At 41.5% G+C, this 26826-nt stretch carries 22 protein-coding genes; 9 read left to right on the plus strand and 13 right to left on the minus strand.

Annotated elements, in window-relative coordinates:
- Positions 1-166: 166 nt before the first annotated feature.
- The 3 genes from L0B70_RS05740 to mnmA all read right to left on the minus strand — a co-directional run bounded on the left by L0B70_RS05740 (position 167) and on the right by mnmA (position 3454).
- Positions 167-1018, minus strand: a complete 852-nt coding sequence (locus L0B70_RS05740) for a hypothetical protein (protein ID WP_235143325.1) — start codon at positions 1016-1018, stop codon at positions 167-169.
- A 46-nt stretch (positions 1019-1064) separates the two neighbouring features.
- Entirely contained in the window at positions 1065-2087 is a 1023-nt protein-coding gene (locus tag L0B70_RS05745) for a hypothetical protein (RefSeq protein WP_235143326.1), read from the minus strand.
- A gap of 179 nt (positions 2088-2266) precedes the next feature.
- On the minus strand, positions 2267-3454 hold the full coding sequence (gene mnmA / locus L0B70_RS05750; RefSeq protein WP_235143327.1) for a tRNA 2-thiouridine(34) synthase MnmA: 1188 nt from the start codon (positions 3452-3454) through the stop codon (positions 2267-2269).
- A 304-nt stretch (positions 3455-3758) separates the two neighbouring features.
- Here mnmA and L0B70_RS05755 point away from each other — a divergent pair, with 304 nt between their 5' ends.
- Positions 3759-4298, plus strand: coding sequence for a hypothetical protein (locus tag L0B70_RS05755; RefSeq protein ID WP_235143328.1), 540 nt, complete (start codon positions 3759-3761; stop codon positions 4296-4298).
- 224 nt (positions 4299-4522) lie between these two features.
- Here the strand turns inward: L0B70_RS05755 and L0B70_RS05760 are convergent, their stop codons facing one another.
- Together L0B70_RS05760 and L0B70_RS05765 are read right to left on the minus strand one after the other, a co-directional pair.
- Complete coding sequence (locus L0B70_RS05760) at positions 4523-5164, minus strand: hypothetical protein (protein ID WP_235143329.1); 642 nt, start codon at positions 5162-5164, stop codon at positions 4523-4525.
- Positions 5165-5266: 102 nt separating this feature from the next.
- A complete protein-coding gene (locus tag L0B70_RS05765; RefSeq protein WP_235143330.1) occupies positions 5267-7486 on the minus strand; it encodes a TonB-dependent receptor in 2220 nt (739 codons plus the stop codon).
- Positions 7487-7640: 154 nt separating this feature from the next.
- Between L0B70_RS05765 and L0B70_RS05770 the strand changes: the two genes are divergently transcribed.
- Positions 7641-8144 carry a superoxide dismutase family protein gene (locus tag L0B70_RS05770; RefSeq protein WP_235143331.1) on the plus strand — a complete coding sequence of 168 codons (504 nt, stop codon included), beginning with the start codon at positions 7641-7643 and terminating at the stop codon, positions 8142-8144.
- Between the two features lie 5 nt (positions 8145-8149).
- Here L0B70_RS05770 and L0B70_RS05775 read toward each other — a convergent pair whose 3' ends face one another.
- The 5 genes from L0B70_RS05775 to L0B70_RS05795 form a co-directional block, all read right to left on the minus strand.
- On the minus strand, positions 8150-9442 hold the full coding sequence (locus L0B70_RS05775; protein ID WP_235143332.1) for a DUF6080 domain-containing protein: 1293 nt from the start codon (positions 9440-9442) through the stop codon (positions 8150-8152).
- 12 nt (positions 9443-9454) lie between these two features.
- Complete coding sequence (locus L0B70_RS05780) at positions 9455-10999, minus strand: YdiU family protein (protein WP_235143333.1); 1545 nt, start codon at positions 10997-10999, stop codon at positions 9455-9457.
- 75 nt (positions 11000-11074) lie between these two features.
- Positions 11075-13456 carry a transglycosylase domain-containing protein gene (locus L0B70_RS05785; protein ID WP_235143334.1) on the minus strand — a complete coding sequence of 794 codons (2382 nt, stop codon included), beginning with the start codon at positions 13454-13456 and terminating at the stop codon, positions 11075-11077.
- 8 nt (positions 13457-13464) lie between these two features.
- On the minus strand, positions 13465-13929 hold the full coding sequence (locus L0B70_RS05790; RefSeq protein ID WP_235143335.1) for a gliding motility lipoprotein GldH: 465 nt from the start codon (positions 13927-13929) through the stop codon (positions 13465-13467).
- A complete protein-coding gene (locus L0B70_RS05795) occupies positions 13922-15235 on the minus strand; it encodes a regulatory iron-sulfur-containing complex subunit RicT (protein ID WP_235143336.1) in 1314 nt (437 codons plus the stop codon). The genes L0B70_RS05790 and L0B70_RS05795 overlap by 8 nt, the downstream gene beginning before the upstream one ends.
- Before the next feature lie 386 nt (positions 15236-15621).
- Here L0B70_RS05795 and L0B70_RS05800 point away from each other — a divergent pair, with 386 nt between their 5' ends.
- The 7 genes from L0B70_RS05800 to L0B70_RS05830 all read left to right on the plus strand — a co-directional run bounded on the left by L0B70_RS05800 (position 15622) and on the right by L0B70_RS05830 (position 22195).
- Entirely contained in the window at positions 15622-16860 is a 1239-nt protein-coding gene (locus tag L0B70_RS05800; RefSeq protein WP_235143337.1) for an OmpP1/FadL family transporter, read from the plus strand.
- 13 nt (positions 16861-16873) lie between these two features.
- Positions 16874-18406, plus strand: a complete 1533-nt coding sequence (locus L0B70_RS05805; protein ID WP_235143338.1) for a G-D-S-L family lipolytic protein — start codon at positions 16874-16876, stop codon at positions 18404-18406.
- Between the two features lie 84 nt (positions 18407-18490).
- The gene (locus L0B70_RS05810; RefSeq protein ID WP_235143339.1) at positions 18491-19429 is read left to right on the plus strand and encodes a ribose-phosphate pyrophosphokinase; all 939 of its coding nucleotides are present in this window, start codon (positions 18491-18493) and stop codon (positions 19427-19429) included.
- Between the two features lie 46 nt (positions 19430-19475).
- The gene (locus L0B70_RS05815; RefSeq protein WP_235143340.1) at positions 19476-20123 is read left to right on the plus strand and encodes a 50S ribosomal protein L25/general stress protein Ctc; all 648 of its coding nucleotides are present in this window, start codon (positions 19476-19478) and stop codon (positions 20121-20123) included.
- A gap of 280 nt (positions 20124-20403) precedes the next feature.
- The gene (locus tag L0B70_RS05820; protein WP_235143341.1) at positions 20404-21033 is read left to right on the plus strand and encodes an energy transducer TonB; all 630 of its coding nucleotides are present in this window, start codon (positions 20404-20406) and stop codon (positions 21031-21033) included.
- 63 nt (positions 21034-21096) lie between these two features.
- Positions 21097-21639: a DUF3575 domain-containing protein gene (locus L0B70_RS05825; RefSeq protein WP_235143342.1), complete on the plus strand. Its 543-nt coding sequence runs from the start codon at positions 21097-21099 to the stop codon at positions 21637-21639.
- 124 nt (positions 21640-21763) lie between these two features.
- Positions 21764-22195 (plus strand): nucleoside deaminase, encoded by a 432-nt coding sequence (locus tag L0B70_RS05830; RefSeq protein WP_235143343.1) that lies wholly within the window; start codon positions 21764-21766, stop codon positions 22193-22195.
- Positions 22196-22265: 70 nt separating this feature from the next.
- On the opposite strand, the gene L0B70_RS05835 is transcribed toward L0B70_RS05830, so the two are convergent.
- The 3 genes from L0B70_RS05835 to L0B70_RS05845 form a co-directional block, all read right to left on the minus strand.
- Positions 22266-23024: a type III pantothenate kinase gene (locus tag L0B70_RS05835; RefSeq protein ID WP_235143344.1), complete on the minus strand. Its 759-nt coding sequence runs from the start codon at positions 23022-23024 to the stop codon at positions 22266-22268.
- Between the two features lie 57 nt (positions 23025-23081).
- Entirely contained in the window at positions 23082-24926 is a 1845-nt protein-coding gene (locus L0B70_RS05840) for a M1 family metallopeptidase (protein WP_235143345.1), read from the minus strand.
- Positions 24927-25122: 196 nt separating this feature from the next.
- Positions 25123-26802, minus strand: a complete 1680-nt coding sequence (locus L0B70_RS05845; RefSeq protein WP_235143346.1) for a DUF6909 family protein — start codon at positions 26800-26802, stop codon at positions 25123-25125.
- Positions 26803-26826 lie beyond the last annotated feature (24 nt).

A 26826-nucleotide genomic window follows, 5' to 3' on the forward strand; every position in this document is an offset into this window, starting at 1 on the left:
CTAAATTTTAAAAGCTCTAATGATTTGACTATGGTTAAATGCAAAATCTACTGTTAATCGTTTGCCTATTTTTAAGAAAAAAAGACGTAATTATCAAGTTTGAAAAACTTTCGGTAGTTTCAAAATGATAATTAATTATTTATTCACACTGCTGAAAAAATATTTTTTATTTCGTTCCTTTTTCAAAATCTACTTTTATTATTTCAAAAATTATTAGTGCAACCCAATTTAATCCGTGATTAATAATTGGTTTGAAAAAATAATCTGGAAATAGGATTTCAGTTGAGCTTAAATTATTTTGCCAAGTACCTTTTGTTAAATGGAAAAATCTATTTCTTATAATTATAATAAAATCATAAAATCCAATAAAAGACAATTTGATTTCTTGGTTCAATGTTTCTCCTTTTAAACCTTTACCATCCATTGGTTTTTCCTTTATTTTTTCTAAATATAACTTGTAATATGCTTCTCTTAAATCTGTTCTGTCAATAGTATTAAAATCTATATCAATAGTCGATTTAAAAAAATCTTCATCTTTAAATGTTTCAGATATAAAACGTTTAAAAAATGCTAATTCCCCATCTTGTTCATTATTAAAAAAAGATTGTAATTGCTTATAGGTTTTGTCATAGTTTCTCTGTTTAGAAACATAAATTAGTGGTACCGAATAAGATATTCCTTCAAAAATCCTATATAAATAGAAGAAAGCTTCTAAATGATTATTCTTATTCACGGCAATAAGACACTTTATTATTTCCGGCTCAATTGAACTGTAGAATTTTGAATTGAACCTCGAACGCTTAAAATATATATCAAGGTCTTTCAATTTAACTTCATCTGGGAAATTATTTAGAACAACAGATTGATTTATTGTTTCATTTGTTGAAAAGGGGAAATTAGAATAATTCTGCCGGAATTTATAAATCTTATTATCGTATGTATCAGTACAATTAATCGTCCCAGAGATTAATCGAAAAATATTCAAAATTTTGTTTGAACTGTCAATTCTTAAATTCAAATTTTTAGAAGAAGCTTTAAAAATTGGATCTTCGTAGATGTATCGATTAATCATTTGTTAATTCGCTGAAATATTCTAATAATTCTAAACTTTCAAAATCCTTAAGTTTAGCGAAATTTTTGAAATAATCATATGAAAGTTCTCGTCTTAGTTTACCCAACTTGATTTTTGAAGGATTAAAGTCAGAAAATGCCTGGTCGAAAGTTATAACTGCATGTTCAAATTCTTCAACACTCAAATCTATAATATCTTTCACGGAAGATTTCATTCCAACCGCAAAACCAACTAAATTGTTAGCTTGCTTTAACCATTTCAAGGAAATAGCGCTTTTTTGAAATTTAGCAACAGATTTAATTACATTTTCAAAAGTAGAGTCTTTGTCAAATTTCTCAGCAGAAACGATTTTGCTAACTATCAATTCGTCCATTTTGTCTTGGATGATCTTTTTGTTATCAACCATAGGACTATTGGCCATATACGCCAAATAAGCTTGTACTAAATCTGATTTATTAAAAGAATTCATTTTGATCTTAATAGCTCTTTCCTTCTCTGTTTGTACTTCTAGACCCAGTTCTTTAAAGTCAAATACATTAGACATCATAACTTCTACTTGATGTCTAGGCGTCATTGGTTTTTGGCCATTATTTAAAGTTATCATTCTGTACAGCAATTTATCTACAGAATCACTATAAATAATGTTCAAATAAAGTTTTTTATCTAAATTGATGTCTTTTGAATTACTTACTCTTGCAAGTGTATTTAATCTCTGAATGCCATCTAAAACGAAAGACTTTTGATAATTGTTATCAAAAAACGTTAAGATATCTTCTTTATTTGACTTAGCGGTTATTGTTTTATTTACAAACGCAATTGTTATTGATGGCATTATACAACCATCTACAATATCTCGCTCTAATTTTTCGTAAAACTTTTTATCCTGTAATTTTCTTTGGAATTCAGTTTTACTTATTAATGGAATCAATTTTTCGATTGCTTCGCCATATGTTATCGAACCACTAACTACAATTGCATCAATTACTTTGTCAGAATCAATGTCGTATATATTCATTTCTTTATTATTTTTTAAAAAATTTGTGCAACTCTAATAATGGGTTAAAAATAACACAGACTAATTCAAATTTCTGCGTATTAGTAATATGAGAGTATTGAATTATCTAACTGCTAAAATACCAAAAATTCCTTTTGATTTTTCGAAAGGAATTATATTATTAATTAAAAATCAGGATTTTAGGAAATCACCCCACTTCCCAACAATTCCTCACCGTCATACCACGCAGCAAACTGTCCTTCTGCGATCGCAGATTGTGGGCATTCAAACTCGATATAAAAACCTTCTTCAAATTGGTAAAGCGTCGCTTCTTCCAAAGGTTGCCGGTACCGGATTCTGGCTTTTACTTTCATCGATTCACCATTTTGCAAACGCAAATCTTCACGAACCCAATGAACTTCGGAGTTTTCTATTTTTAAAGCTTTGCGGAAAAGCCCCGGGAAATTTTTACCCTCGCCCACAAAGATCGTATTAGTTTCCATGTCGCGCGACAGGATGAAGCACGATTCCGCATGGCCGCCAATCCCCAAACCTTTGCTTTGGCCGATCGTAAAATAATGCGCACCCTGATGTTTGCCAATCATTTTTCCATCGGATTTCTCGTATTTGGTTTTGTCCGAAAGAAACTGCAATTCTTCCAATTTTGAAGAAAATACAGGTGTCTCCCGGCGAAAAGCTTCAAAATCCTTGAAGATTTCTACAATATCACCTTCTTTCGGTTCCAACTGTTGTTGCAGAAAAGTCGGTAAACTTACTTTCCCGATGAAACATAAACCCTGCGAATCTTTTTTATCTGCCGTCACCAAACCCATTTCGCGCGCGATTTCCCGAACTTCCGGTTTTGTTAATTCCCCAATTGGGAAAAGCGATTTCGACAACTGCTCCTGATTCAGCTGGCAAAGAAAATAAGACTGATCTTTATTATTATCCGCTCCCGCTAAAAGATGATAAATCTCCTTGCCGTTTTCATCAAAAGTAGAGTTCACGCGCGCGTAATGTCCCGTTGCAACTTTCTCAGCACCAAGCGATAAAGCCGTTTTCATAAACACGTCGAACTTCACTTCGCGGTTACACAAAACGTCGGGATTCGGCGTGCGGCCTCTTTTATATTCGTCGAACATATAATCCACAATTTTTTCCTTGTACAGTTCGCTCATATCGATGACCTGATACGGAATTCCAAGTTTTTGCGCCACCATCAGAGCATCGTTGCTGTCCTCAATCCAGGGACATTCATCTTCCAAAGTTACGGACGCATCATTCCAGTTCCGCATAAAAAGCGCCACGACTTCATGCCCTTGTTTTTGCAGCAAATACGCTGCAACACTGCTATCTACGCCGCCGGAAAGGCCTACTACTATTTTCATATGTTCATTTTATAAAGTCTTTAAAGGAGACTCTTTCTTGAGGGCGCAAATTTACGACAATAAATGCAATTTTTTTAGGAGCAACCAAGGCACGCCTTCTTCCGAAAACCGTGCCCGCTCTTCACTCTATCCCGGCGCGGCGGCGTGGCCGCCGCGCCGGGGATGCCGTTGCGATCGGGGCTGGAAGAAAGGTTCGTTCTTCTTCCAAAATTTTCCTCCGCAAAAAACACCGGCTATTTTTTTAATTATTGAAATTTTCGATCTCAGAAAAAGACTTACTTTTATCCCACAAAATGAAACATTCATGAAAAAAATTATTCTTCTTTCATTAGTCACTGTCGCTTTCGCAGCCAATGCCCAAATCGGAACCTCCACGCAAGTCGGTGGCGAAAACTCCAAATGGACGGTTGGCGGATCAGCAGGACTTGGCGGATCTTTCGGCGGAAATGGTGGCGGGACTTCTGTCTATCTTTCGCCTCGCGTCGGTTACAAAGTCACCGAAAATTTCGAAGCCGGGTTGGCCGGCAGTTTCAACTGGTCGAATTCCAAATATTATTCCGCCACCACAATTGGGATCGGCCCTTTCGCGAATTATTATATCGCTCGGAACTTCTATGTAAGCGGCATGTTTCAGGAATATTTTTTCAATCAGAAAGACAAATACAGCAACGTAAAATATTCCGGCGAGGAAGCTGCGCTTTATTTGGGCGGCGGTTATATGCAAAAAATCGGTGAGCGCGCGTATCTACAGATCGGCGGTATGTATAATGTGCTGTACGATAAAGACAAATCCGTTTTCGGCGGCGGTTTTATTCCGAATGTTGGGGTTGTTTTTGGCCTTTAAATAAAACTTAAATCGCAGAAAAGTTGAAGCACAAATTACCCGAATTTTTTCAGCTGCACCACAATTCAAAAACTGCAGTTTCCTAAACTTTCTGTTTACAGGTCGCGCATAGTTGTATCGATCCAAAATCTCACTTTACGTTATGGTGACGGAAAAATTCAAACTTAAAAATCAAAAAAATCTCCCGTATAAACAGGAGATTTTGCTTTATTGATCAGGTTTGCTTAAGGTTTATTCGCCAGAAAATATTCCGCTTCACCTTTTCCCCAGTTCGGATATAGCGGACTTTTCGGCGTATAGGTTTTGAACTGGTCCAGAGATTTCTGAAATAATTCTAACCCTTTTGTTTTGCTGCCGCCGAATTGTTCCGGCGTGTAATAAGTGTCTTCCGCTTTCAGCAGGGAAATCCGCGGATTTTCGGGATCCAGTTTTTCTGCTTTGGCAAGCGCGTCGGCGCCCAACATGCCTTCGCTCATAAATCTCGCCTGCGGATCCACCATCATTTTCAAGCCGTGAATCATTTTTTGGAGAATCAGTATCTCTGCGTTGTCTTCACTGAGTTCCGCGGCTTTATCGAGGTTAGTTTGTGCTTCTGCGGCTACGGCATCCAGTTCGGCGACTTTGCCCGTGCGCATCAGGTTTCTGCCTTTTTCTATAGAGGCGTGCGCGGCATAATAGTAGGGCAGCCACTGCGTTTTTTCTTTGTCGCCAATTCTCGCGAAATCATTGGACAAAGCCGTGAAGTCTTCCGGCGTTTTCGATTGGTCCAGTTTCGCCATTTTTTCGGTCATCGCTTTCTCAAAAGGCGTTTGGGCGAAGGTGCTGACTGCAATCAGGAGCAGCGCTGTTACAAATAATTTTTTCATTGTTTTAATTTTTTGAGGTGTTTGATGATATAAAGGTATTTTAAAAAATTTCGTGTTCAAATATTTTTTCTCTGAAAGGTCGCTTTTGGTTTCCGAAAGGTTTTAAAGGTTACTGTTGATGGCATCCTCGGTTCGGTCGATACCGAAATTGATGAAGGCGCCGACGAAAATAAACGTATTCACCGAGGGCAGAACCGCGCGGTTTCGCAAACCGTCCGTCGAGAAGTTGTATCCGTAAATGTTTTTCTGTCCCAGAATATTGTTGATGGCCAAAACCAGCACCATAAAGGATTTGGCGTCTTTTTTTCCTAAATTAGGCAGGTAATTCAAACTGAAATTCAGCGCGCTGAAATCCTTTAATCTTCCCTCCGTAGCGAGGTGGTAATTTCCGCCGTCGTCCGTCACGAAATTGTAATAAGGTCGTCCCGACGCATAAGTATAGGAAAGGTTGAAACCCGTTTTCCAGGAAACCACGAACTTCTTTGCAACGACGGAAAGCGTATGTTTTGCCGCAAAATTGGGGAAGAGACTTTGGTCGTAATTCTGGAAATTTCTCTTTGAATCCAGATACGAATAGGAAACCCAGTAATCAATATCGGGGATTGATTTCTTGTCCCGCCAAAAAACTTCCACCCCTTTTGCAAATCCCTCGCCGGTGTTATTGATGGCGAGCGGGCGGTAATCTAAAACTTTAGTTTTAATAAGATCCGTGTAGTTTTTATAGAAAACTTCCAGACGCAGGCTCCGGCCTTCTTCTGATTTTTGAACCTGCAGGATATAATGTTCCGATTTCTGATAATCCAGCGGCGCCGCGCCAAAGAATTTGTTTTCCGGATTCTGGTAAAAGATTCCGTAGGCCAAAGAGCTGGTCCAGTTTTTTGAGAGGCGGTACGCCATGGCGAAGCGCGGCGCCAAGTTCCATTCGTGGACCGCACTGGAGTATTCGGAGCGCAGACCTACTTTTGCGGAAAGATTATTGCTGAAACCCAGATCCGATTCTGCAAAAATCGAGGTAATCTGATCTTTAAATTTATACGGTGCATCTGTGACGGCCACGTCCGTGTTTTCGTTTGCCTGGTTATACTCAAGACCCCCGCGGATTGCGGAAATTTTGTTGATTTTTCGTTCTAAAACCGCTTTCGTATTGAAGTAGTTTGATTTTATATCAATGGAATTTGGATTGATTTCTCTGTTTTGAAACGTGTTACTCAAATTAATAAAATTCGAATTGTACGTATAAGAACTTCCCAGATTCAACAGATATTTCCCGAATTTCTGTTTGAAAGCCAGGTTATGAAAGGTATTTTTGCCTTGCAAAGACGTATTGTCGAAATCGGTGTCGGGTTCCAGGCTTTCCGTTTGCAGCCCAATCCTGTTCGTGTCGAAACTGCCGTAATATTTCAGGATGCCACCCGCTTTATTTTTCAGTCTGAAGTTAAAATTCGTGCCCAAACCTTCCGGCGCCTTCGTGAAATTATTATTGAATTTAATGACCTTCGTCATCAGCCCAATATTGGAGTAACCCGCAGAAATCCCAAATGATTTCGTTTTCTCGCCGTTCACATTTTGAAATCCGGCATTGACGAAAATAGGCGAAAAACCCAGATCGACCGAATTTTTTTCCGGAAAATCGATGCTTTCCAAAACCAGAACGGAAGACAGCGCCTGGCCGTAAACCGCCGAATAACCGCCGCTGGAAAAAACATTTCCTTTGAAAAGCGAAGTGTTCAAGCGATCCATGGATTTCACGCCGGGAATGGAATTGCCGAAAAAATTGTTCACCAAATTGCCGTCCATAAAGAATTTGGTTTCATCGCCGGTTCCGCCACGCACAAACAAACCTTCGGTTTCGCCGATCTTCTGGACGCCGGGAAGCGTTTCGAGTGCAGAAGTTACCTGTCCGTTCGCGCCGGCTGTTGTATAAATATCAATCGGCGTGAGCAATGTGGTGGCTCTTTTTCGGTCGCTCGCTTCAATGGAGCCGGCGGAAATTACGACGGCATCAATTTCCGAGATCTGTTCTTTCATATCTGCGTTGATTTTGATATTTTCGTCGGCAATCACAATGTTTTTTTCAACTTCAGCAAATTTTGGATTCGAAAATAGGAGAACATGATTGCCTTTCTCGGAAGTTTCAAAGGAAAAATTGCCGTTTGCATCTGTGGTGGTGCCATCGTACGTATCTTTCAGCGTCACCGAGACATCTTTTACGCCTTTGTTTTTAAAATTAACGCTGCCCGAGACGGTGATCTGCGCGTTCAGAAATACTCCCATTATAAAGGACACAAGGAGCAAAACTTTAGAAATAATGAAGGTTTGCATGGTTTTAATTTTATACCGTAAAGATATTGCGGAATGAGTTTTGCTGAAAATTATTCTAACCGAACGGTAAAATATCCCTGCTGAATTGTACGAAATGAAGTCCTTCAGTATTTCCGTATCTTTATCATCAATAAAACTTTAAAAAAATAGTATTATGAATGTCACAAAAATCTCAATGCTTATCTGCAGTGCAGTCCTGGCTGTATCCTGCACAACCACAAAAAATTATACGGTCAACTCCAAAAGCGGAACCAGTACGCAGGGAACGGCGGAGTTTGTGCAGAAAGGTAAAAACGTAAAAATGGATCTCAATGTCTACAAATTAACGCCCGGAATCCACGCTGTACACGTTCATGAAAAAGGCGACTGTTCTGCAACCGATGCCAGCTCTGCCGGTGGACACTGGAATCCTTCCAACAATGATCACGGAAAGTGGGGAACGGAACATTTCCACATGGGCGATATCGGAAATTTGGTCGCTGATAAAGACGGTACAGCGAGATTGATGTTTAATACCGATAAATGGTGTCTTGGATGTAGCGACGAAAGCAAAAACATCGTTGGAAAATCTTTAGTGATTCACGCCGGAAAAGACGACTTCCATACGCAGCCAACGGGTAATGCAGGCGGCCGCGTCGGATGTGTTGAAATCAAATAAAAATTTTACCGGTAATACTGTTCCAGGAATTCGAAGAATTCTTCCAGTCGGAAGAGATTGTTCACTCCTAAATAAAAGAAGAGAAGACTTACCGTGACCACGAGGAAAGAAAGTACTCGTGGGGAATCTTTGTAGGAATAAAAAAGCCACCCGATTAACAACGGAAACACAAAAACAAAGTGTCCGCCGTAAATATACGATGTGTGCAGACCGAATTTTAGAATACAGTGAATGACGATATCTACAAGAAAGGAGATCATCAATATCTGAACAAATTTATTTTTAAAATTTCGCAAATAACTCCATAAAACCAACGCGATCATCGCGACCACAAAAACATAGGGAAGCCAGGAATGGTAAACCTCCATAAAAAGGGCTTTGTAATAAAAGCCTTTTTTGTTGTGGTAATCCCGCAGTTCAAAACCGGCGAACAGCATATTTCCACCAAAAAACCAGGAGAGGATCATGTCCCAAACCGGCGTCACTTTTGGCGTGGAAAATTTCTCATATTGCTCACCGGATTTATTCAAAAATTTCATGTAATTGAAATCGATCCGGTACAAAAAGAGCAAAACGAAAGCAGCGGCCGAAACTGTGACGCGAAAAAAAGCGTTTCCTAACTTTTTCCAGTTTCGGAAAATATTCGTTTCAAAAAGAAGTGGAATATACACTTTTACAATATTCGTCACGGTTAACCCGCCGACAGAGATTCCGGCTAAAGCGAGGCCAGTGGCGGGAATTTTTTCGTCTTTTTTAAGTTTTAAAGCAGCGTAATAATTAAACAGAACGAGCAGAAATAGTGTGTACGTATAATTTTCCGGCGTGAAGGAAAGCAAAATATTTGTAGAGAAAAAAGCAAAAAAGAAGAGGATTAAAAGCGAGATCTTCTTCGGCAACTCAATAATGTTCTTTAAATATTTATAAATCTGAATAAGGCTTAAACTCACCGCCAGATTGCTGCACCAGGCCAATGCCAAACGGAAAATTTCATCTTTTTTGCCCCCGGAAAAAAGGTAGGCAAAGTTTCGCAACCCCTCAAAAAAATAATTGGAAAGCGGATGTCTTTCATAACCGCCGCCGGTTAAAATAATGGCGCGGTTATCAAAACTGAAATAAGCATCCCACGGAATTCGGTCATCGAAAATAATGCGGTAATTCAGCGCGATGGCGCTGCCCAAAACACCATAAACGGCAAGGAAGATCGCGAAGAGCAAAAACTCGAATTTCGTGGCGGGAAAAACGGTTTTTAAAAGATCGGTCAGTTTTTGTTTGACAACCAAGGTGGAAAATTTCGGCAAAAGTAAGAAATTTTAAGAACTGCACGAAAGCGTTGAACAGCCGCTCTGACCGTTATACATCGAAGGTCGCTTTTTCGAAAATTCCGGGTAAAGTTCTTTGTACGGATTTTCCAAAGCCGTAAGAATTTTATTCAGCAAATCTTTTTTTCCTTCGTTCACTTCATTAATGCATTCAAAAAGAATATAATTCCGCAGGATAAATTTTGGATTGTTTTTTTGCATTAAGGCCAGCGATTCGGCGCGGGAAATTGTGTTCTTGTCTAATCGCTCCAAATATATTTTGATGAAGTTTTCAAACTTTAAAAAGTTTTCCTCCGAAACGTGCTCATAGAAAACCTCTGCAAAAAGGCGTTCGTAATCTGAATTTTCGTCTGCATTTTCTAACTTGTTGAAAAAGAGCGTATAATCAATTTTCAGATCTTCCATAATTTGCTGCGCATCCGTAAAAAAACTGACGTCGCTTTCCAGAACACGATCAAAACCGAATTTCTTCGCCATCATCGCGTCGTGTTTCGTCCAAAACATTTCTGTAAAATCGTTCAGTATTTTTTCCAGGATTTTTTCGTCGTTGATCAGCGGAAATAACGCGTTGGCGAGTTGCCATAAATTCCACTGCGCAATTTTGCCCTGGTTGCCGAAAGCGTACCGACGGCCGGGCAAATCGGTGGTGTTTGGGGTAAAGTTTAAAGCATATTCATCCAAAAAAGAAAAAGGTCCGTAATCGATGGTTAAGCCCAAAACAGACATATTATCCGTGTTCATCACACCATGAACAAAACCAACGCGGTACCATTCAACCATTAAATCTGCGGTTCGTTCTGAAATATTTTGGAAAAGCAACGCGTATTTTTCCGGACTTTCGACATTAATCTCCGGGAAATAATTTTGAATGGTAAAATCAGTGAGTTGTTGTAAAGTCGCGATTTCCCGTTGGGACGAAATGAGTTCGAAATGGCCAAAACGCAGGAAACTTTCGGCGGTTCGCATCATGACGGCGCCTTTTTCGTAGTCTGCGTTGCCGTCGTACATCATATCGCGCATCACCTGTTCGCCGGTGAAGGAAAGAGAAAGTGCTCTTGTGGTGGGAATTCCCAGGTGATACATGGCTTCGCTCATCAAATATTCGCGCACAGACGATCTTAAAACCGCTCTTCCATCGGCGTGCCGGGAATAGGGTGTTGCGCCGGCGCCTTTCCACTGGAGTTCCGTTTTTTTACCGTTTTTATTTTGAATTTCGCCGGCGAAAATAGCCCGTCCGTCGCCTAACTGTCCCGCCCAGTTTCCGAACTGATGTCCTGCATAAGCCGTGGCGTAGGTTTTAATATTTGCCGGCAAAGAAGCGGCATTCAAAAAGTCTGTGTCTGCTTCTTTCTCTATTTTCCCCAGCCCGATTTCTTCCGCAAGTTTTTTATTAAAAATAATCAGGTCTGCGTTTTCAAAACCCATGATTTGTGTGGTTGAAAAAAGGACTTTCGGCGTTTGCCTTTGTCGCGGATTTCCGGAAAGATCGCCCGGAAATATTTCTGAAAAAGGTTGTGTAATTTGATCTAAATTCATGGTTCAAAGGTCGTTAAAAAAAACATCCTTCCAAAAGATTGAAAGGATGTTTTCGATTTATATTGTGTATCGGAGTTACTTGTTGAAGTCGATATCGTCGCCGGCATTAATGTTCTCGTTGACGTTTTCTTCCTTTTTACCGGAATTCGGCCGCGGAACGTAAGCGGGCTCCACGACTTTGGGGTTTCTAATTTCATCGATCGTCTGTAAACCGCCGTCATCGCCGTATCCGCCTAAACCTTGAAGGTCAGAACAGCTTCCGGTCCAGTTCGAAGGTTTCACAAATTTGTCGTCAGGTGAGACGCCGAGGGCTTTATCTGCCCAAACTTTTTTCATAAAGATTGCCCAGATCGGAAGGGCCATTTTCGCACCCTGACCTTCGCCGGTTCCCCAGAAATGGGTGGCGCGGTCTTCCCAACCAACCCAAACCCCGGTGGCCAGATTTGGAGTCATCCCCATAAACCAACCGTCGGAATTATTTTGTGTGGTTCCGGTTTTAGCGGCGATCTCTATTGTTTTTGGTACGCCTCTTCGGCCGAGTTCGCCCGAAGCCGTCCCGAATTGCGCGACGCCTTTCATAAGGTCGATCATTGTGTATGCGTAAAGCTCATTCATCACTTCTTTCATTACGGGCTTTACCTCTTTGATAACCCGGCCATTTGCGTCTTCAATACGCCAGATCATTTCGGGTTTTATGTAGTTTCCGTAGTTCGCAAAAGTGCTGTAAGCGCCCAACATTTCAAAAATGGTAATATCTGAAGAACCCAGCGCAATGGCGTATTCGTTTGGCATTTCTTCGGTCACGCCCAAATCCCGCGCCGTTTGAATAACGCTTTTCGGCGTTACCATTTCTATCAATCGAACCGCGACGGGGTTTTTAGATTGTGCTAGGGCATCTCTCAGAGTTAAACTTCCGCCGCTTCCCTGTACAGACCAGCTTCCTTTGGTATAAGTCGCATTCGAAACGGTGGAACAGGGTGTCATTCCTAATTTCATAATGGCAGTTGCATACACGAAAGGTTTAAAAGTGGAACCGACCTGTCTTTTCCCCTGTTTAATATGGTCATACTGAAAATGCTGCCAGTTGATACCGCCTACCCAGGCTTTAATTTCGCCGGTTCCGGGAACCATGGACATTAAGCCGGCCTGCGCGATCTGTTTGTGATAGCGAATGGAATCCCAGGGCGACATTTCAACCTCTTCTTCGCCATTCCACGTAAATCTGGAAGTTTTAATAGGCTTTTTGAAGTCCAGCATAATAGAATCTTCAGATACGCCTGCATTTTTCAACTGTTTGTACCGTCCGGTTCTCTTTACCGCGCTCATCATGATGGAATTGATTTCCTTGTCGTTGATGAGGTAAAATGGTCTTTGTTTTCTGTTTCGCTGCTCGTTGTCGAATCTTTTCTGAAGATCAGTTAAATGTTCTTTAATAGATTCTTCCGCGTAACCCTGCATTTTAGAATCAAGGGTGATGTAGATTTTCAGGCCGTCTTTGAAAAGGTTGAGGGTTTTACCTGTTTTCTTTTCGTAATCTTTCAAATAGCCATCGATCTCTTTTCTTAAATAAAATTTATAGTAAGCTGAGTAACCATCATCAATGGATTTTATTGGATGGTAATCCAAAGTAATCGGAGATTCTACGGCTTTTTGATAATTTTCCTGATCCAGATAACCTGTTTTCAGCATTTGATCCAGAACGACGTCTCTTCTGGATTTTGCTCTTTCCATATTTCGCATCGGGTTATTTTTAACCGGATTTTCGAGCATGGCCACGAACATAGCAGCTTCGGGCAGCGTTAGTTTGGAGGTGGGTTTATTAAAATAAACACGCGACGCCATTTCGATTCCGTTGGCGTTATAAAGAAAATCGAACTTATTGAAATAGAGTGTAATGATTTCCTCTTTCGTATATCTTTTCTCTAAACTTACGGCTACAACCCATTCTTTCAGTTTTTGAAATACGGCTGTGGCTTTGTTTTGGGAACGTGTTCCGGTAAATAATAATTTGGCCAGCTGTTGCGTAATGGTAGAACCACCACCACGCTGTCCGCCAAAAGCAACGGCTCTGGCGACCGATTGTAAATCGATGCCAGAATGTTCTTTAAACCGCTCATCTTCTTTTGCCTGAAGCGCATAAATTAAATATAGAGGCAATTCTTTGTACGTAACGGGCTGCGTTTTTTCTTTTTCGAATTTGCCGAGCATTTTTCCGTCGGAAGAATAAATTTCGGAGGCGACATAAATATCGGGATTCTCCAGCTCTTTAACATCGGGCATACTTCCGAAAAAACCTTGCGAAACACCAAAAAAGAGGGAAGAAATTCCCAGAATAACAATAATAAGACCTATCCAGACTAATTTTACCCACCTTTTCCACCCGGTATTCTTAACCTTTTTCGGGGGTAGGGGAAACTTTTGTTTAGGTTTGCTGCCTTGGTTTTGTTTGTTTTCCATAAATGATATTACGGTTTAGCCGTTTCTATTTTAATACCGATATCTTCAATTCCCTTCAATTTGTCGGTTCTCATCGCCTGAATAATCCCGATGGAATACGCTCCATTTTGAGGAAATTTATAATTTAACTTGTACTGGAAGAGTGTTTCTTTAGTGTACCCAAATCCTTTACCTAACCACTCGCCGTTCGGCTGTGCCAAAACATAATTCAGCGTATCGGTGGTTTTTACATTTGTTTTAGCGTTCAAAAAATGGACGATGAAACGGATATTGCTGTATGGATACTCGTTATTGTTCCTTACAACAAATATAATGTTTTTCGGATTTTGAGCATCGTTCACGTTAAAATCGAATTTCTGCTCTATTTTTTTATCCCAATTTCCATTAAGGTTTTTCATGTTCACTTGTTCGGAAGCATTACTGCAACCCGCGAGAATCATCAAAACGAAAAAAACACCTGCTATCTTATGCATTATCGTCACGTTTGGGCGGAAACTTCTTTTTAAATTTTTTAGGTTGCTGATTTTGGGGTTTACCGTTTTGGTTTGGTGCTTTCTCCGGTCTTTTATTACCTCTTTCAGCCTGGTTCTCCGGACCCCTGTTCTCCGCTCTTGGCGCGTTAGGTGGTCTTTGATTATTATTATTATTATTACTCGGTTTTTTCCTGTTGGAATTTTTCCCGGAATTTTTATTTTTTCGTTCGAAACGGTCGATCGTGTTTTCCTGAATCAAATCGACGGATCGTACCGGTATATCATGAACTTTAATCTCTTCCAATGGCTGGGCTTTTTCCCCTTTTTTGTTTTGGGCCACCATTTTCTTCACATCGGCAACATCCAAATCGTACCATGCCATAGAACGTTCTACATATGCAAACCACATTTTCTTCTTGAAAACATCGATCTTAATGCAGAAAGCTTTGCCATTCACAGTGTCGAGCGTGGTCGAAGAAGGTGGAAAATCGTTTAACGCATCGAGATAACTATCGAGTTCGTAGTTTAAACAGCACTTTAATTTGCCACATTGTCCTGCTAATTTTTGCGGATTAATGCTTAGCTGCTGGTACCGCGCCGCGTTCGTATTTACAGACCGAAAATCGGTAAGCCAGGTGGAACAGCAAAGCTCGCGCCCGCAAGACCCAATACCTCCAACTTTTGCAGCTTCCTGGCGGAAGCCGATCTGTTTCATGTCGATCTTTGTACGGAAGGTGCCCGCAAACTCCTTAATTAACTGTCGGAAATCCACGCGCGTGTCGCTGGTATAATAGAAAGTTACCTTTCCACCATCACCCTGATATTCCACATCTGTAATTTTCATGTCCAGATTTAAGCCGTAAGAAATTTTTCGCGCCTGAATTTTCACCGGCTCTTCTTTGGCTCTTGATTCCTGCCAAACTTCGATGTCTCTTTGGTTGGCTAAGCGGTATATTTTCAGAGGATTATCTTCAGAAACGAATTTCTTTTTCATCTGAATTTTTACTAATTCTCCGGTAAGGCTTACCACGCCTATATCGTGACCCGGACTGGATTCTACTGTGATTACGCTCCCCATATGCAGGGGTAAATTGTTTACGTTTTTATAAAAAAATTTGCGATCGTTCTTAAATCTTACTTCCACAAAATCCGTTTGGGATGTTGAGGGGTTGTTGATATTGGAGAGCCAATCGAAAACGCTTAATTTATAACTATTCCCGCAGGTATTTACGCTATCACAGCCACTCGCGGTTTTTGTTCCGCAGGAGTGGGCAGAATCGCCGGACGTTTTACATCCACAACTCATATTTATTGATATTATGAGTGCAAATTTAGCATAAATTTATTTTGTTTAATTCAAAGCCAAGATATTTAACAGTATTGTTTTTTCTGTTTCAAAGATTTAAACATTTTATTGTAGAATATTTAATAATATTTATAATATTATGCAGATCATATAATTCGAAAACATTCGTTTTAAAGCATTTTTGAAGGATTATTTAGTTTAAACGACGGATTTACCTATCCCATTCCAAATTCATAAAAAGCCCGCCAACAAAGAGATTGCATTATGTTATGGGGTAAGGAAAATTTAAACATTAAGGTTGCATTTAAATTTGTTTAAAAAGATTTATGATTTATTAACATTTGTTTAAAAAATAATTTTATATTTGGGACATTAATAAAGATCATATGAAAAAAATTGTTGTAACCACAGCACTATTGGCCGGAGCTTTGGCTTATGCAGGAGGTTTTAGAGTTTCTTTGCAAGGCGTAAAGCAGTTGGCAATGGCGCATACCAGTGCACACGCAGAAGATGCGAGTGTTACCTTCTTTAACCCTGCGGGAATGTCTTTTATCCCAGCTAAATTAAGTATTGCGGCCGGTGGTTTTGGCGCACAGTCCAATGTGACTTATCAAAGCTTATCGACTCTAGAATCTTACGACACCAACAATCCCCTTGGAACGCCACTTTATGCGGCCGTAGCGTATAAGGTGATGGATAATATTTCTGTAGGTTTTAATTTTTCCACACCGTTCGGAAGTACAATTGAATGGCCCTCCGATTGGGCAGGAAGAGAGATCGTACAGCGCCTGGAACTGAAAGCATTCTACTTTCAGCCGATGGTTTCCTTTAAACTGGCGCCGTGGGTATCTTTAGGTGGAAGTTATATTTATGCAAAAGGAATTGTAGATTGGGACAAAGCAGCTACACAATTAGGCGGAACGCTTAACCTAAATGATGATAAAGCTTCTGGCAGCGGCTTCGGTGTTGGTTTTTATTTTCAGCCCAACGACAAACTGGACGTGAGTATTGCCTACCGTTCTCCGATTGATATGGAAGCTGAAAACGGAACTGTTAGCTTTAATATTTCTCCCGCTTTGTATCCGGCTTTAGGTTTGGATGCTTCCGGTAAAGATTCCTTTAAAGCCACCTTGCCTTTGGTGGACGAATATACGATTGGGGTAACTTATAAGGTAACTCCGAAGTGGTTATTGTCCGGCGATTTCAACTACAGTGGCTGGGACCGGTACAACAGGCTGACTTTGGATTTTGCAAATGCACCGATTGGAAACCAACCGACTGATCCTACAATTTTGGTAAGTCCGAAAAACTTCCAGAGCACCCAAACATGGCGAATCGGAACGCAGTACCAAATTAATGATATGATTGCCGCACGTGCAGGATATTATTACGATGAATCACCGTACACAGACGAAAACTTTCAGGCGGAAACACCTTCTTTTGATTCCAATGTTATTACTGCAGGTTTAGGATTTAAATTCGCAAAAGGAATTGGAGTGGACGTCGCGGGCGGTCTTGCGCTTCCAAAAAGCCGCGAGGTTAAAAACGAATATACCAGTTTTTACGGACAGGCTAAGGCTAAAGCCTACTACTTTGGTCTAGGTTTATCTTACAACCCATTTTAATTTTTAAATAATTATGAAAAAAATATTAATTTCAACAATCGCTGTTTCAGCACTGTTTTTTACCGTTAGCTGCGAGAACGATTTCGACACGGACGTGAGCAACATTCAGGTGACAAGTGGTGAAGCCAACTTCTCTAAATTTGTTTCCGTAGGAAATTCCCTTACTTCGGGTTATAGAGACGGCGCGTTATATCTTGACGGTCAAAATGAATCCTTCCCGTCCATGATGGCGGCACAGATGAAACTTGCAGGGGGCGGCGACTTTAAACAGCCCTTGATGGCAGATAATTTAGGAGGCATAAAAGCGGTAGGTCTTTTAGACAAATTGCAGCTATTAGTAGTGAACGGTGCATTGGCACCTTACAGAGACTCTGATCCGACAAAAATTATGGGTACAACTACCCTGGCCAATATCTTCAGTGCTGGACCTTACCAAAATATGGGGGTTCCCGGCGCCAAATCATTTCATTTAGGCGTAGCGGGTTACGGTAATGCAGCCGGTTTGCAAAGCGGACAGGCCAATCCTTATTTCGTTCGGTTTGCCTCCAGCCCAACAGCTTCGGTTATCGGAGATGCTGCAGCGCAGGCGCCTACATTTTTCTCTTTGTGGATTGGTAATAACGATGTACTTTCTTATGCAACGAGCGGGGGGTTAGGCGTAGATCAAACAGGAAATACGAACCCGGCAACTTATGGTGGAAATGATATTACAGATCCGGGCGTGGTTGGTGCCGTAATTAATGGTTACGTAGCTGCCTTAACTGCAAACGGTGCGAAAGGAGTTATTGCAAACATTCCAAACGTAACTTCAATTCCATACTTTACAAGAGTTCCTTATAATCCATTAACTCCGGCGTTGGTTGGTGCAAATGTTCCGGCTTTAAACGGCGGTTTATATGGTCCATTGAAACAGGCACTTACGGCTTTTGGGGCGGGAGACCGAATTAATTTGCTTTCCGCAACCGCTTCCAATCCTTTATTAATTGTAGATCTTTCCTTAACCAATCTTTCTGCACAGTTAACCGCTGCGTTAACGCCTTCTTTAGGAGCAGCAACGGCTGCGGCTTTCGGCCAGATTTATGGGCAGGCGAGACAGGCAACGTCTGAGGATTTAATTCTTTTGCCAACGAGCTCAGTAATCGGAACCACTGTTCCAGGAGTACCGGCAAGCATCAATGTTAACGGAATTTCCTATCCATTAGCTAATCAGTATGTATTAACGAAAACAGAAACAGCAAAGGTTTTAACAGCCACTGCCGCATATAATGCCGCCATTAAAGCTGTTGCAGATTCAAAAGGTTTGGCGTTTGTTGATGCGAATGCTAAAATGAGGGAACTTTCCTCAGCTTCAGGCATTCAGTTCAGCGGCGTTAAATACACCGCAACTTTCGTAACCGGCGGAACATTCTCTTTAGACGGAGTTCATTTGACGGGAAGAGGATATGCTTTGATTGCTAACGAATTCTTAAAACAGATCAACCAGAAGTACAAATCCACTTTACCAATGGTTAATGTGAATGCGTATTCAGGAGTTACCTTTCCCTAATTCTTGAAATCTAAGTTTATAAAGCCACCTGAATTCTTTCAGGTGGTTTTATTTTTTTAAATTTGTGCATCTAAAAAAGTAAAAATGTCTGAGCAAGCAAGTTATTTATTTTCCACCAGGACCAGCAAGGTGTTGGCAGAGAAAATCGCCCGTTTTTATGGGCAGGAATTAGGTAAAATTAATTTTCAGGAGTTTAGTGATGGCGAATTCGAGCCAGTTTTAGATGAATCTGTCCGTGGTGGGCGGGTTTTTTTAATTGCATCCACTTTTCCTCCCGCAGATAATTTGCTGGAATTGTTATTAATGATTGATGCCTCCAAGCGCGCTTCGGCCAAAAGTGTTACCGTTGTTTTGCCTTATTACGGTTTGGCAAGGCAGGACCGCAAAGATCAGCCCAGAGCCCCCATCGGTGCCAAGCTGGTTGCGAATCTTCTTACAGCGGCGGGCGCCACAAGAGTGATGACCATGGATTTACACGCGGATCAGATTCAGGGATTTTTCGAAATTCCGGTGGATCATTTGTATGCTTCCACCATTTTCATCGACTATATTCAAAAATTAAATTTAGACCATCTTACCATCGCTTCGCCGGATATGGGAGGCGCAAAACGCGCCAAAAATTACGCCGGGCATTTAGGAGCAGATGTTGTGATCGCCTACAAAGAACGAAAGAAAGCCAATGTTGTCGACGAAATGTTTCTGATTGGTGATGTAGAAGGAAGAAACGTGGTCCTCATCGATGATATGATCGATACCGCGGGAACACTCTGCAAGGCCGCAGATATCCTGATGGCAAACGGTGCCATAAGCGTTCGCGCCATGGCTACTCACGGTGTACTCTCCGGTAAAGCCTACGAAAACATTGAAAACTCAAAATTAGTCGAAGTCATTGTAACCGACAGTATTCCGGTGAAAGAAAATCTTTCCTCCAAAATAAAGGTACTTTCCTGTGCCGAACTCTTTGCAGATGTTATGAAAATGGTGCACGAACATAAATCCATCAGCGAGAAATTCATTATATAGAAAATAATCTATATCTTTGCACCCTTAAAAATTTTTTATTTACATTATGAAATCTATCACAATTCAAGGTACAAAAAGAGAAAGCGTGGGCAAAAAGTCTACTAAAGCTTTACGTGATGCTGAATTAGTTCCTTGTGTTGTTTACGGAGGCGCCGAAACCCTTAATTTTTCTGCTGAAGAAAGATCTTTCAAAGGTTTGGTATACACTCCCGAAGCACACACGGTATCTATTGAGGTTGACGGGCAAACCATTGCCGCAATCCTTCAAGACATCCAGTTCCATCCCCTAACCGACAAAATTTTACACGCTGATTTCTATCAGATGTCCGATGACAAACCGGTGGTTATGGAAGTTCCTGTAGCACTTACAGGTCGTTCAAAAGGTGTTGTTGCCGGTGGTTCGCTAAGACAGTCCTTCAGAAAACTGAAAGTAAAAGCACTTCCAGGAAACTTGCCGGACGAAATCGTGGTCGACGTAACTTCATTGAAAATTGGAGGTAAACTTTATGTGGGCGACATCAAAACCGAAAATTTCAGTTTCATGCATCCGGACAACGCTGTAGTTGTTGCCGTTAAGATGTCCAGAACTGCAATGAAAGGTGGCGCTGGCGCAGACGACGAAGACGAAGAAGAAACTACGGATGCTGCTGTAGAAGGAGATGCTCCTGCTGCAGAAGCTACAAGCGCAGAATAATTTTTCCGCAAATATTTTATAAAATCCCGTCCATTCATTTGGCGGGATTTTTTTTGCAGCAACCTCAATTTCGCTGCTTTCGAAGAGGTGTCGCGCTTTCCGCTGTATCTTTTGTTCCGCCTTGGCGGGCCTGAGCCTTTCGCAAGTCTCCACAAAAGGATGCCGCTCCAATCGCGGCTGAAAATAAAATGATTTCCCCCTTCGCCGACAGACCAGCCTTGCAAATTTAAAACCAGATTCATATTTTTTACCTAATTTTACGTTCATCAAAAACCATTTCGTGCCGAAAAAATTATTCTATACCATCCTTTTTTGCAGCGGCTGCTTTCTGCATGCCCAGCAAAACGAAGAATTTCAGTCGGCTAAGAAATATTTCGACTATCAGCGGTTTATGCTGAATAATGAGTTCAAGAAAAAATTCGACCTGGAAGACAATACGCAGGAGAAAATGTCTATCAAAAGAGATTTTTCCGAGTTTATGACGAAGCTCGACAGCATTCAAAACACCGCCTTTATCGGAACCTTGATCAAAGTAAAAAACCGCGAAGATTTACAGCGGCTGAATACGAAAAATTCCCGCCCTGCCTCTGCGTCTAATCCGTCGAAAAAGGACTTGAATAAGGAAGCAAAATACCCGGGCGGTTTCGAGATTTTACGCAAACAGGTTTCAGATCTTTTTTACGCGGAAGCCATTTTGCCGGACCAAAAAATCATCAAAGCAAATGTTTTGTTTGTGGTGGAGAAAGATGGCACCATAAGTTCCGTGCATGCGGAAGGTGATCATTTTGCGTTTAACCGGCAGGCAGAAATTGCCATGTACCTACTTCCCGAAAGATTTTCCCCTGCCGTCATCAACGGTGCCGCGGTTCGTTACCGCTTTCGCCTTCCGTTAGCCATGAATTTTGATTAAAGCTGCGTCCTGAAAATACCCGATTATTAATCCAAATATTAATTATATATTTAAAAAAAATATATGAAGAAAATTCTCTTGGTTTCAGCTCTGGTGGCTGGGTTATCTTCGCTGAATGCACAGAATACAGCATCAGCCGAAAGACAAAACGACATTATGATTTCACCTATTGAGTTGATCGCCGGACCGGTCCTCAATGTAAGCTACGAAAGACTTCTTAATGAAAATTCCGGAATCGGCATCAACGGCCTTTTCGATCTGCAGAATGACGAGGATTATTCCTTTAATCAGATCTCCCCGTACTACCGCATGTATTTTGGAAAAAAATACGCGTCCGGATTTTTTGTAGAAGGCTTTGTGCCCATCACCATGACTAATGATACGCATTACATTCCTCATTACGATTCCAACAACTATTACACCTCGCCTGTGGAAGAAAAAAATACCACTTTGGGAATTGGTGTGGGATTCGGCGGCAAATGGGTAGCCAGAAAGAATATCATTTTTGAAGCCAGCGCAGGTATTGCGCGAAGATTCGGACTGGATTCCCATTATGACTCAGCAATTACAGGAAAAGGAATGTTGGGCATCGGATACCGATTCTAACCTAAACTTCATCAAAAGGTTTGGTTTCTACTGAACCTTTTTGATTTAAAAGCTATCTTCCATCATTCATCATTCATCATTCATCATCCATCATCCATCATCCATCATCCACCATCCCTCACTCATGTTCACCGACGAATATTTTATGAAAATGGCTTTGCAGGAAGCCGAAACCGCTCTGGAAAAGGAGGAGGTTCCCATCGGCTGTATCGTGGTTTCAAACAACCGCGTAATTGCCCGGGCACACAACCTTACAGAAACTTTAAATGATGTTACCGCGCACGCGGAGATGCAGGCGATCACGTCGTCGGCCAATTTTTTGGGCGGAAAATATCTGCAAAACTGTACGTTATATGTTACCCTCGAACCCTGCGTAATGTGCTGTGGGGCGTTAAACTGGTCCCAGATTTCGAAAGTGGTCATCGGTGCGCGCGATGAACAGCGCGGTTTTATCAACAAAGGTTTAAAACTTCATCCGAAAACCGAAATCGTTTTGGGCGTTTTGGAAAACGAGTGTTCCGTGATTGTGAAAGATTTTTTTAGAAATAAGAGGTAGCGAATTTCTATTAGATATTATTTTTAACTGAATTTTCTTTTTGCGAATGCTTCCATTCAAAAGAAACCGTTTAAAGATCCTTTCCCAGATAATGCAGTCCTTTCAGCGTGTGCAGCCGGTCTGCAACATGAATTTTGTCCGTTAAAGGTTTATAAACGTGGGAAACGCCACCCGTTGCGATTACAAAACAATCATCGTCCACTTCCTTGTTTATCCGGTCGATAAAGCCTTCCACCATTCCCAAATATCCGTAGACCATGCCGCTTTGCATGCACGAAACGGTATCGAGTCCCAATACTTTGTCGGGTTTAATTAATTCGATTTCGGGTAGTTGTGCCGTCCCTTTAATTAAAGAATTCAGCGCCGTAATAATTCCGGGCGCGATAATGACGCCTAAAGTTTCGCCGGATTCGGAAAGACAGCTTGCAGTCAGGGCCGTGCCGAAATCGAAAATAATTTTCTTTCTTTCCGGATAAAGGTGATGTGCCGCCACGAGATTCGCGTAAATGTCCGTTCCCATCTGCTTGGATTTTGGCTGGACGTTCGAGGGCGTGTCGCGGTCCACAATGATCGGTTTTTGACCGTGAATTTTTCTAATAGCGCTTGAAATCTCCCTCGTTAACTGCGGAACCACCGACCCGATAATTACTTTCTCGATTTTTTCGATGTCGAGTTTATGCGTTTGATACATCATCATAAACTGCATCTGCAACTCATCGCTTGTGCGGTAGGGTTTGGTGTTGATGATCCAGGAAATATCGCAGCGGTCATCATCAAAAAGTCCGAATCTGATGTTGGTGTTTCCGATGTTGATGGCGATGGAATTCATTAAAAAATTTTATAAGACTAAAAATTTGGACGTTGTTCTTGCCCTTTTGTACGACTTTTATTTTACTTCAACCATATTGTCTGCCGGATTCACATCTGCCAATCTTTGAGAAAAATCAATGCCCAAAGCGGAAATCTGCGATTTGCTGTACGGAATTGTAAAGGTGTATTCTTTCTGCGTCCACGGCCAGTAGTTGAGCGTTGTGAAGTCGCCGTAAATATCTTTGGATTTCCACACGTGCGTCATGTTTAAAGGGATCTGATAGTTCACCACTTTCTTGTCTTTCGTAAGGATTGAAAAATCAATTGGCATCGGTACAGAACCTTTATTTTCTAAAGTGATCGTCGTTGAATGCTCCTCGTACTTCACATCTTTAACAGCGTAATCGATCGTTTTCGTCGTATTGATCCAGTAATTGTGGAACCATTTCAAATCCATGCCCGAAACTTTTTGGGCGATATGCATCAGATCGCGGTCGGTGGGATGTTTTAAATGCCACTGCCGGTAAAATTCTTTCATGGTCGCAGATAAATTCTGCTCGCCCATAATGTAGCCGAGCTGAACAAGGAAAAGTTCGCCTTTCACGTAGCTTGAAACCGAATACGCGGAACCGTTGTCGTGATGATCGCCAAACCAAACGGCCGGTTCTTCGATTCCTCTTTTTACAAAATTTCTGTAGCCGTTTAAAGTTCCCACAAAAGGATTGGCGATGGGCTCTTTCGGCGGCAAAAGCTGATGCATCACCAGACTTTCATAGTAACTGGTGAAACCTTCGTCCATCCAGGGTCGCATACTTTCGTTGTACGCCATAATCTGCTGGTTCCAGGAATGTCCACCTTCATGAACCATTAAGCCAAGCAAACCTTCCAAACTGGTGGCGTTTCCTAAGATCATGGTGCACATTCCGTATTCCATACCGCCGTCGCCGCCCTGAATAAAGGAGTAAGATGGATAAGTATACCGTCCGAAAGAGGCATTCATCAACTGGAAAAATTGGGTGATGTAAGGTTTGCTTTCTTCCCAAAGTTTTGTTTTTTCCGATTTTTGATAAACATAATATACCTTCGGTCCGTCCAGCACGGTAAAGTTTTCCACCGTATAATCGCGGTCTGCTGCCCAGGCGAAATCAAGCATATTTTTCGCCGTCCATCTCCAGGTGGCTTTATTTTTCGCGTCGGTTTTGATGTTTGCTTTTGGGTCGTAGCCTTTTACTTCCGCAGGATTTTCTAAATTTCCACCCGCACCGATCACATAGTCTTTATCGATTTTAATGGTAACGTCGAAGTCAGCGAAAGGCGCGTGAAATTCGCGGCCGATGTAATCGAACGTGGCCCAGCCATCATAATCGTACTCGGCGATTTTTGGATACCATTGCGTCACGGTCATGTCGATGCCTTCGCGGTTATTTCTGCCGGCGCGTCGGATTTGCATAGGAATTACGGCGTCCCAGTCCATAGTAAAAGTGGTGGAAGCATTGGGTTTTATAGGAGTTGCCAATTCTACTTTCATGATGGTTTCCTGAATTTCGAATTTGAGGTCTTTGCCGTTTTGCTTAATCCAGTGAATGTTTTGCGCGCCTTCTTCCTCTTTCGGAATGGACGCCAGGCGCGAAATTCCGTTGTTTTGCAAGCGCGAATCGCCGTTTTTTCCTTGTCCTCCCACGCGTTGATCCATCATGGAACCGGCTTTGAAAGCATTCCAGTAAAGATGAAAGTAAACAACTTTAAGTTCGTCGGGGGAATTATTGGTATAGGTTAAGGTTTGTTTGCCCTGATAGGTGAAATTTTCGGCGTCGACATCAATATCCATTTTATATTTGGCGTATTGTTGGTAGTAAGCGTTTTGCTGCGCGGTAAGTGATCCGAAAACGAAAGCGAAAATAACGAAAAGTCCTTTGTTCATTTCTTAAAAATTTTTTTGAAACGGAAAGATAGGAATTTTAAAAAAAGAAAGCTCTTCCGGAAAGGGAAAAGCTTTTCTGTTAAATTGTATGGTGTGGAGAAAATCCCACCTGCGCCCCGACTTGAATGAAGCTCTTTTTGCGCAACGAAGTGAAGCAAAAAAGCGGGAATGGAAGGCGGATAAGGCGCCCAAAAAACTATTTTTTAGATTCGGAGGAGGATAAAATTTTCTCCAGAATTCTTAAAGTGATAAGATACGTTGGTTTCACGCCGGTAAGTCCCAGACCGCCGGAAGACAGTGTAGAGCCGGTTTCCAGAGGATTATCCGAAGCATAATAAGCGTACATTACAAAAAGATCTTCGGAAATATGATGGCGAATTTTAGACGCTACCTGAATGGCTTTTTGATAATGCGCGCCTTCCATTTCCAGCCCGATGGCCTTCCAGGAAGTATCCATAAAATAGCGCAAGATGTCTTTGTTTTGAAGAGAAGTCCCGAGAACGGTAACCATTCCGCCTTCAAACGCCTGCAGTTCATCGTCTTCGAAATCTGCCAGTTTTAACGCATTTTCGAAAGGATAATTGTCTGCGGTACCCTCGAAAACATGGGAAGTGGGTATCATAATGTCGCCTTTACCGCCCATTAGAATGCCGGCCTTCCCCATAATGGAGATTGATTTCACCTTCATGGTGTAGATCTCGCCGTTGTAATCGTAGGGACGCAAAAGTTCGTCCATTACTTCGTAGGCCTGTTCGCCAAAAGCATAATCGAAAACCATGACAACATCGTCGCCGGCAAATTTAAGTCCGGAAAACGGCGTGTTTTTTAAGTCGGTTTTCGCAAGATCGATGATCTGAACATCGATATTACTGCCACTCTGATCGTCGATGTAAATTAAACCGGCGTTCTGCGAGTGTGTGAGGACTTTTTCCTGCAAAGATTTTTTGTTGGAAATTTCTTCGTACAGTTTATAATCTACCTCTTTTGTGGCTTTTTTGGAAACCGCATCATTCGCATAAAGCATATTTTTCACGGAATGCATATTGGCAGAAATAATGTGCAAAGGCCGCATGTGCAGATCGTTTTCTGCTAAAACCTGCTTCACCTTATTCGCCCATTTTTCGCCGAAGAAGTGGTGGCCAACTCTTTCGCGCAGGATGGCGGAGAAATGAACTTCGCGTTCGCGGATTTTTTTGGAATCGTTGAAGCTTTCTTCGCCTAAATGATAGATAATTTTGAACAAACGGTCGGGATTGTTGTCGTCGCCAAAGCTGTTGTATGCATTAAGGGTTTCGTCGAAAGTTCTGCCTAAAAGAGAAGAGAGGTGAATTAAGGCGACTTCTTTTTCTTTTCGGCTGAATTTTTTCTCGCCTTTTGCCACTTCTTCGATAATTTTCCAGGCCCGGGTTGGTTTATCATTTTCGTCGGAAATAAAGGCAAGCTGCCGAATTTTGTCGGCCTCAATATAAAGGAATGTAAGGTGTGTAAGAATATCATAGATTTCGGAACGTCCCAGGAGAACCTCAATATTCATCTGGTGTTCGTCGATTCGGTAGCAGTTTCGGCGTCTTTTTTTCGGAACAATTACCTCAAAACTGCCTTTTTCGAAACCTTCGTCCGAGGTTAGGTGAATAAATGAACATTCTTCGATTCCTTCGGGAAGTCGATCGAGAACATACATTAAACCGTCTAATTCAATTTTGTTGGGAACACCCATTGTTCCGTAAATTTCAGGATTAATGGTGGTTAGGAGGGATCTTAGGCTTTCTCCGGAGATTCCGGATGGTTTGAAAAAGCCGCGATAGAATAAGTGTCGCATCGAAACATAAAGTCGCTCAATCGCTTCAGTTGTTTCTCTTGCACGTGAATTTACCATAGGTGTATCTTTTGGCAAAGATAA

Source organism: Kaistella sp. 97-N-M2, from assembly GCF_021513235.1.
Taxonomy (GTDB): domain Bacteria; phylum Bacteroidota; class Bacteroidia; order Flavobacteriales; family Weeksellaceae; genus Kaistella.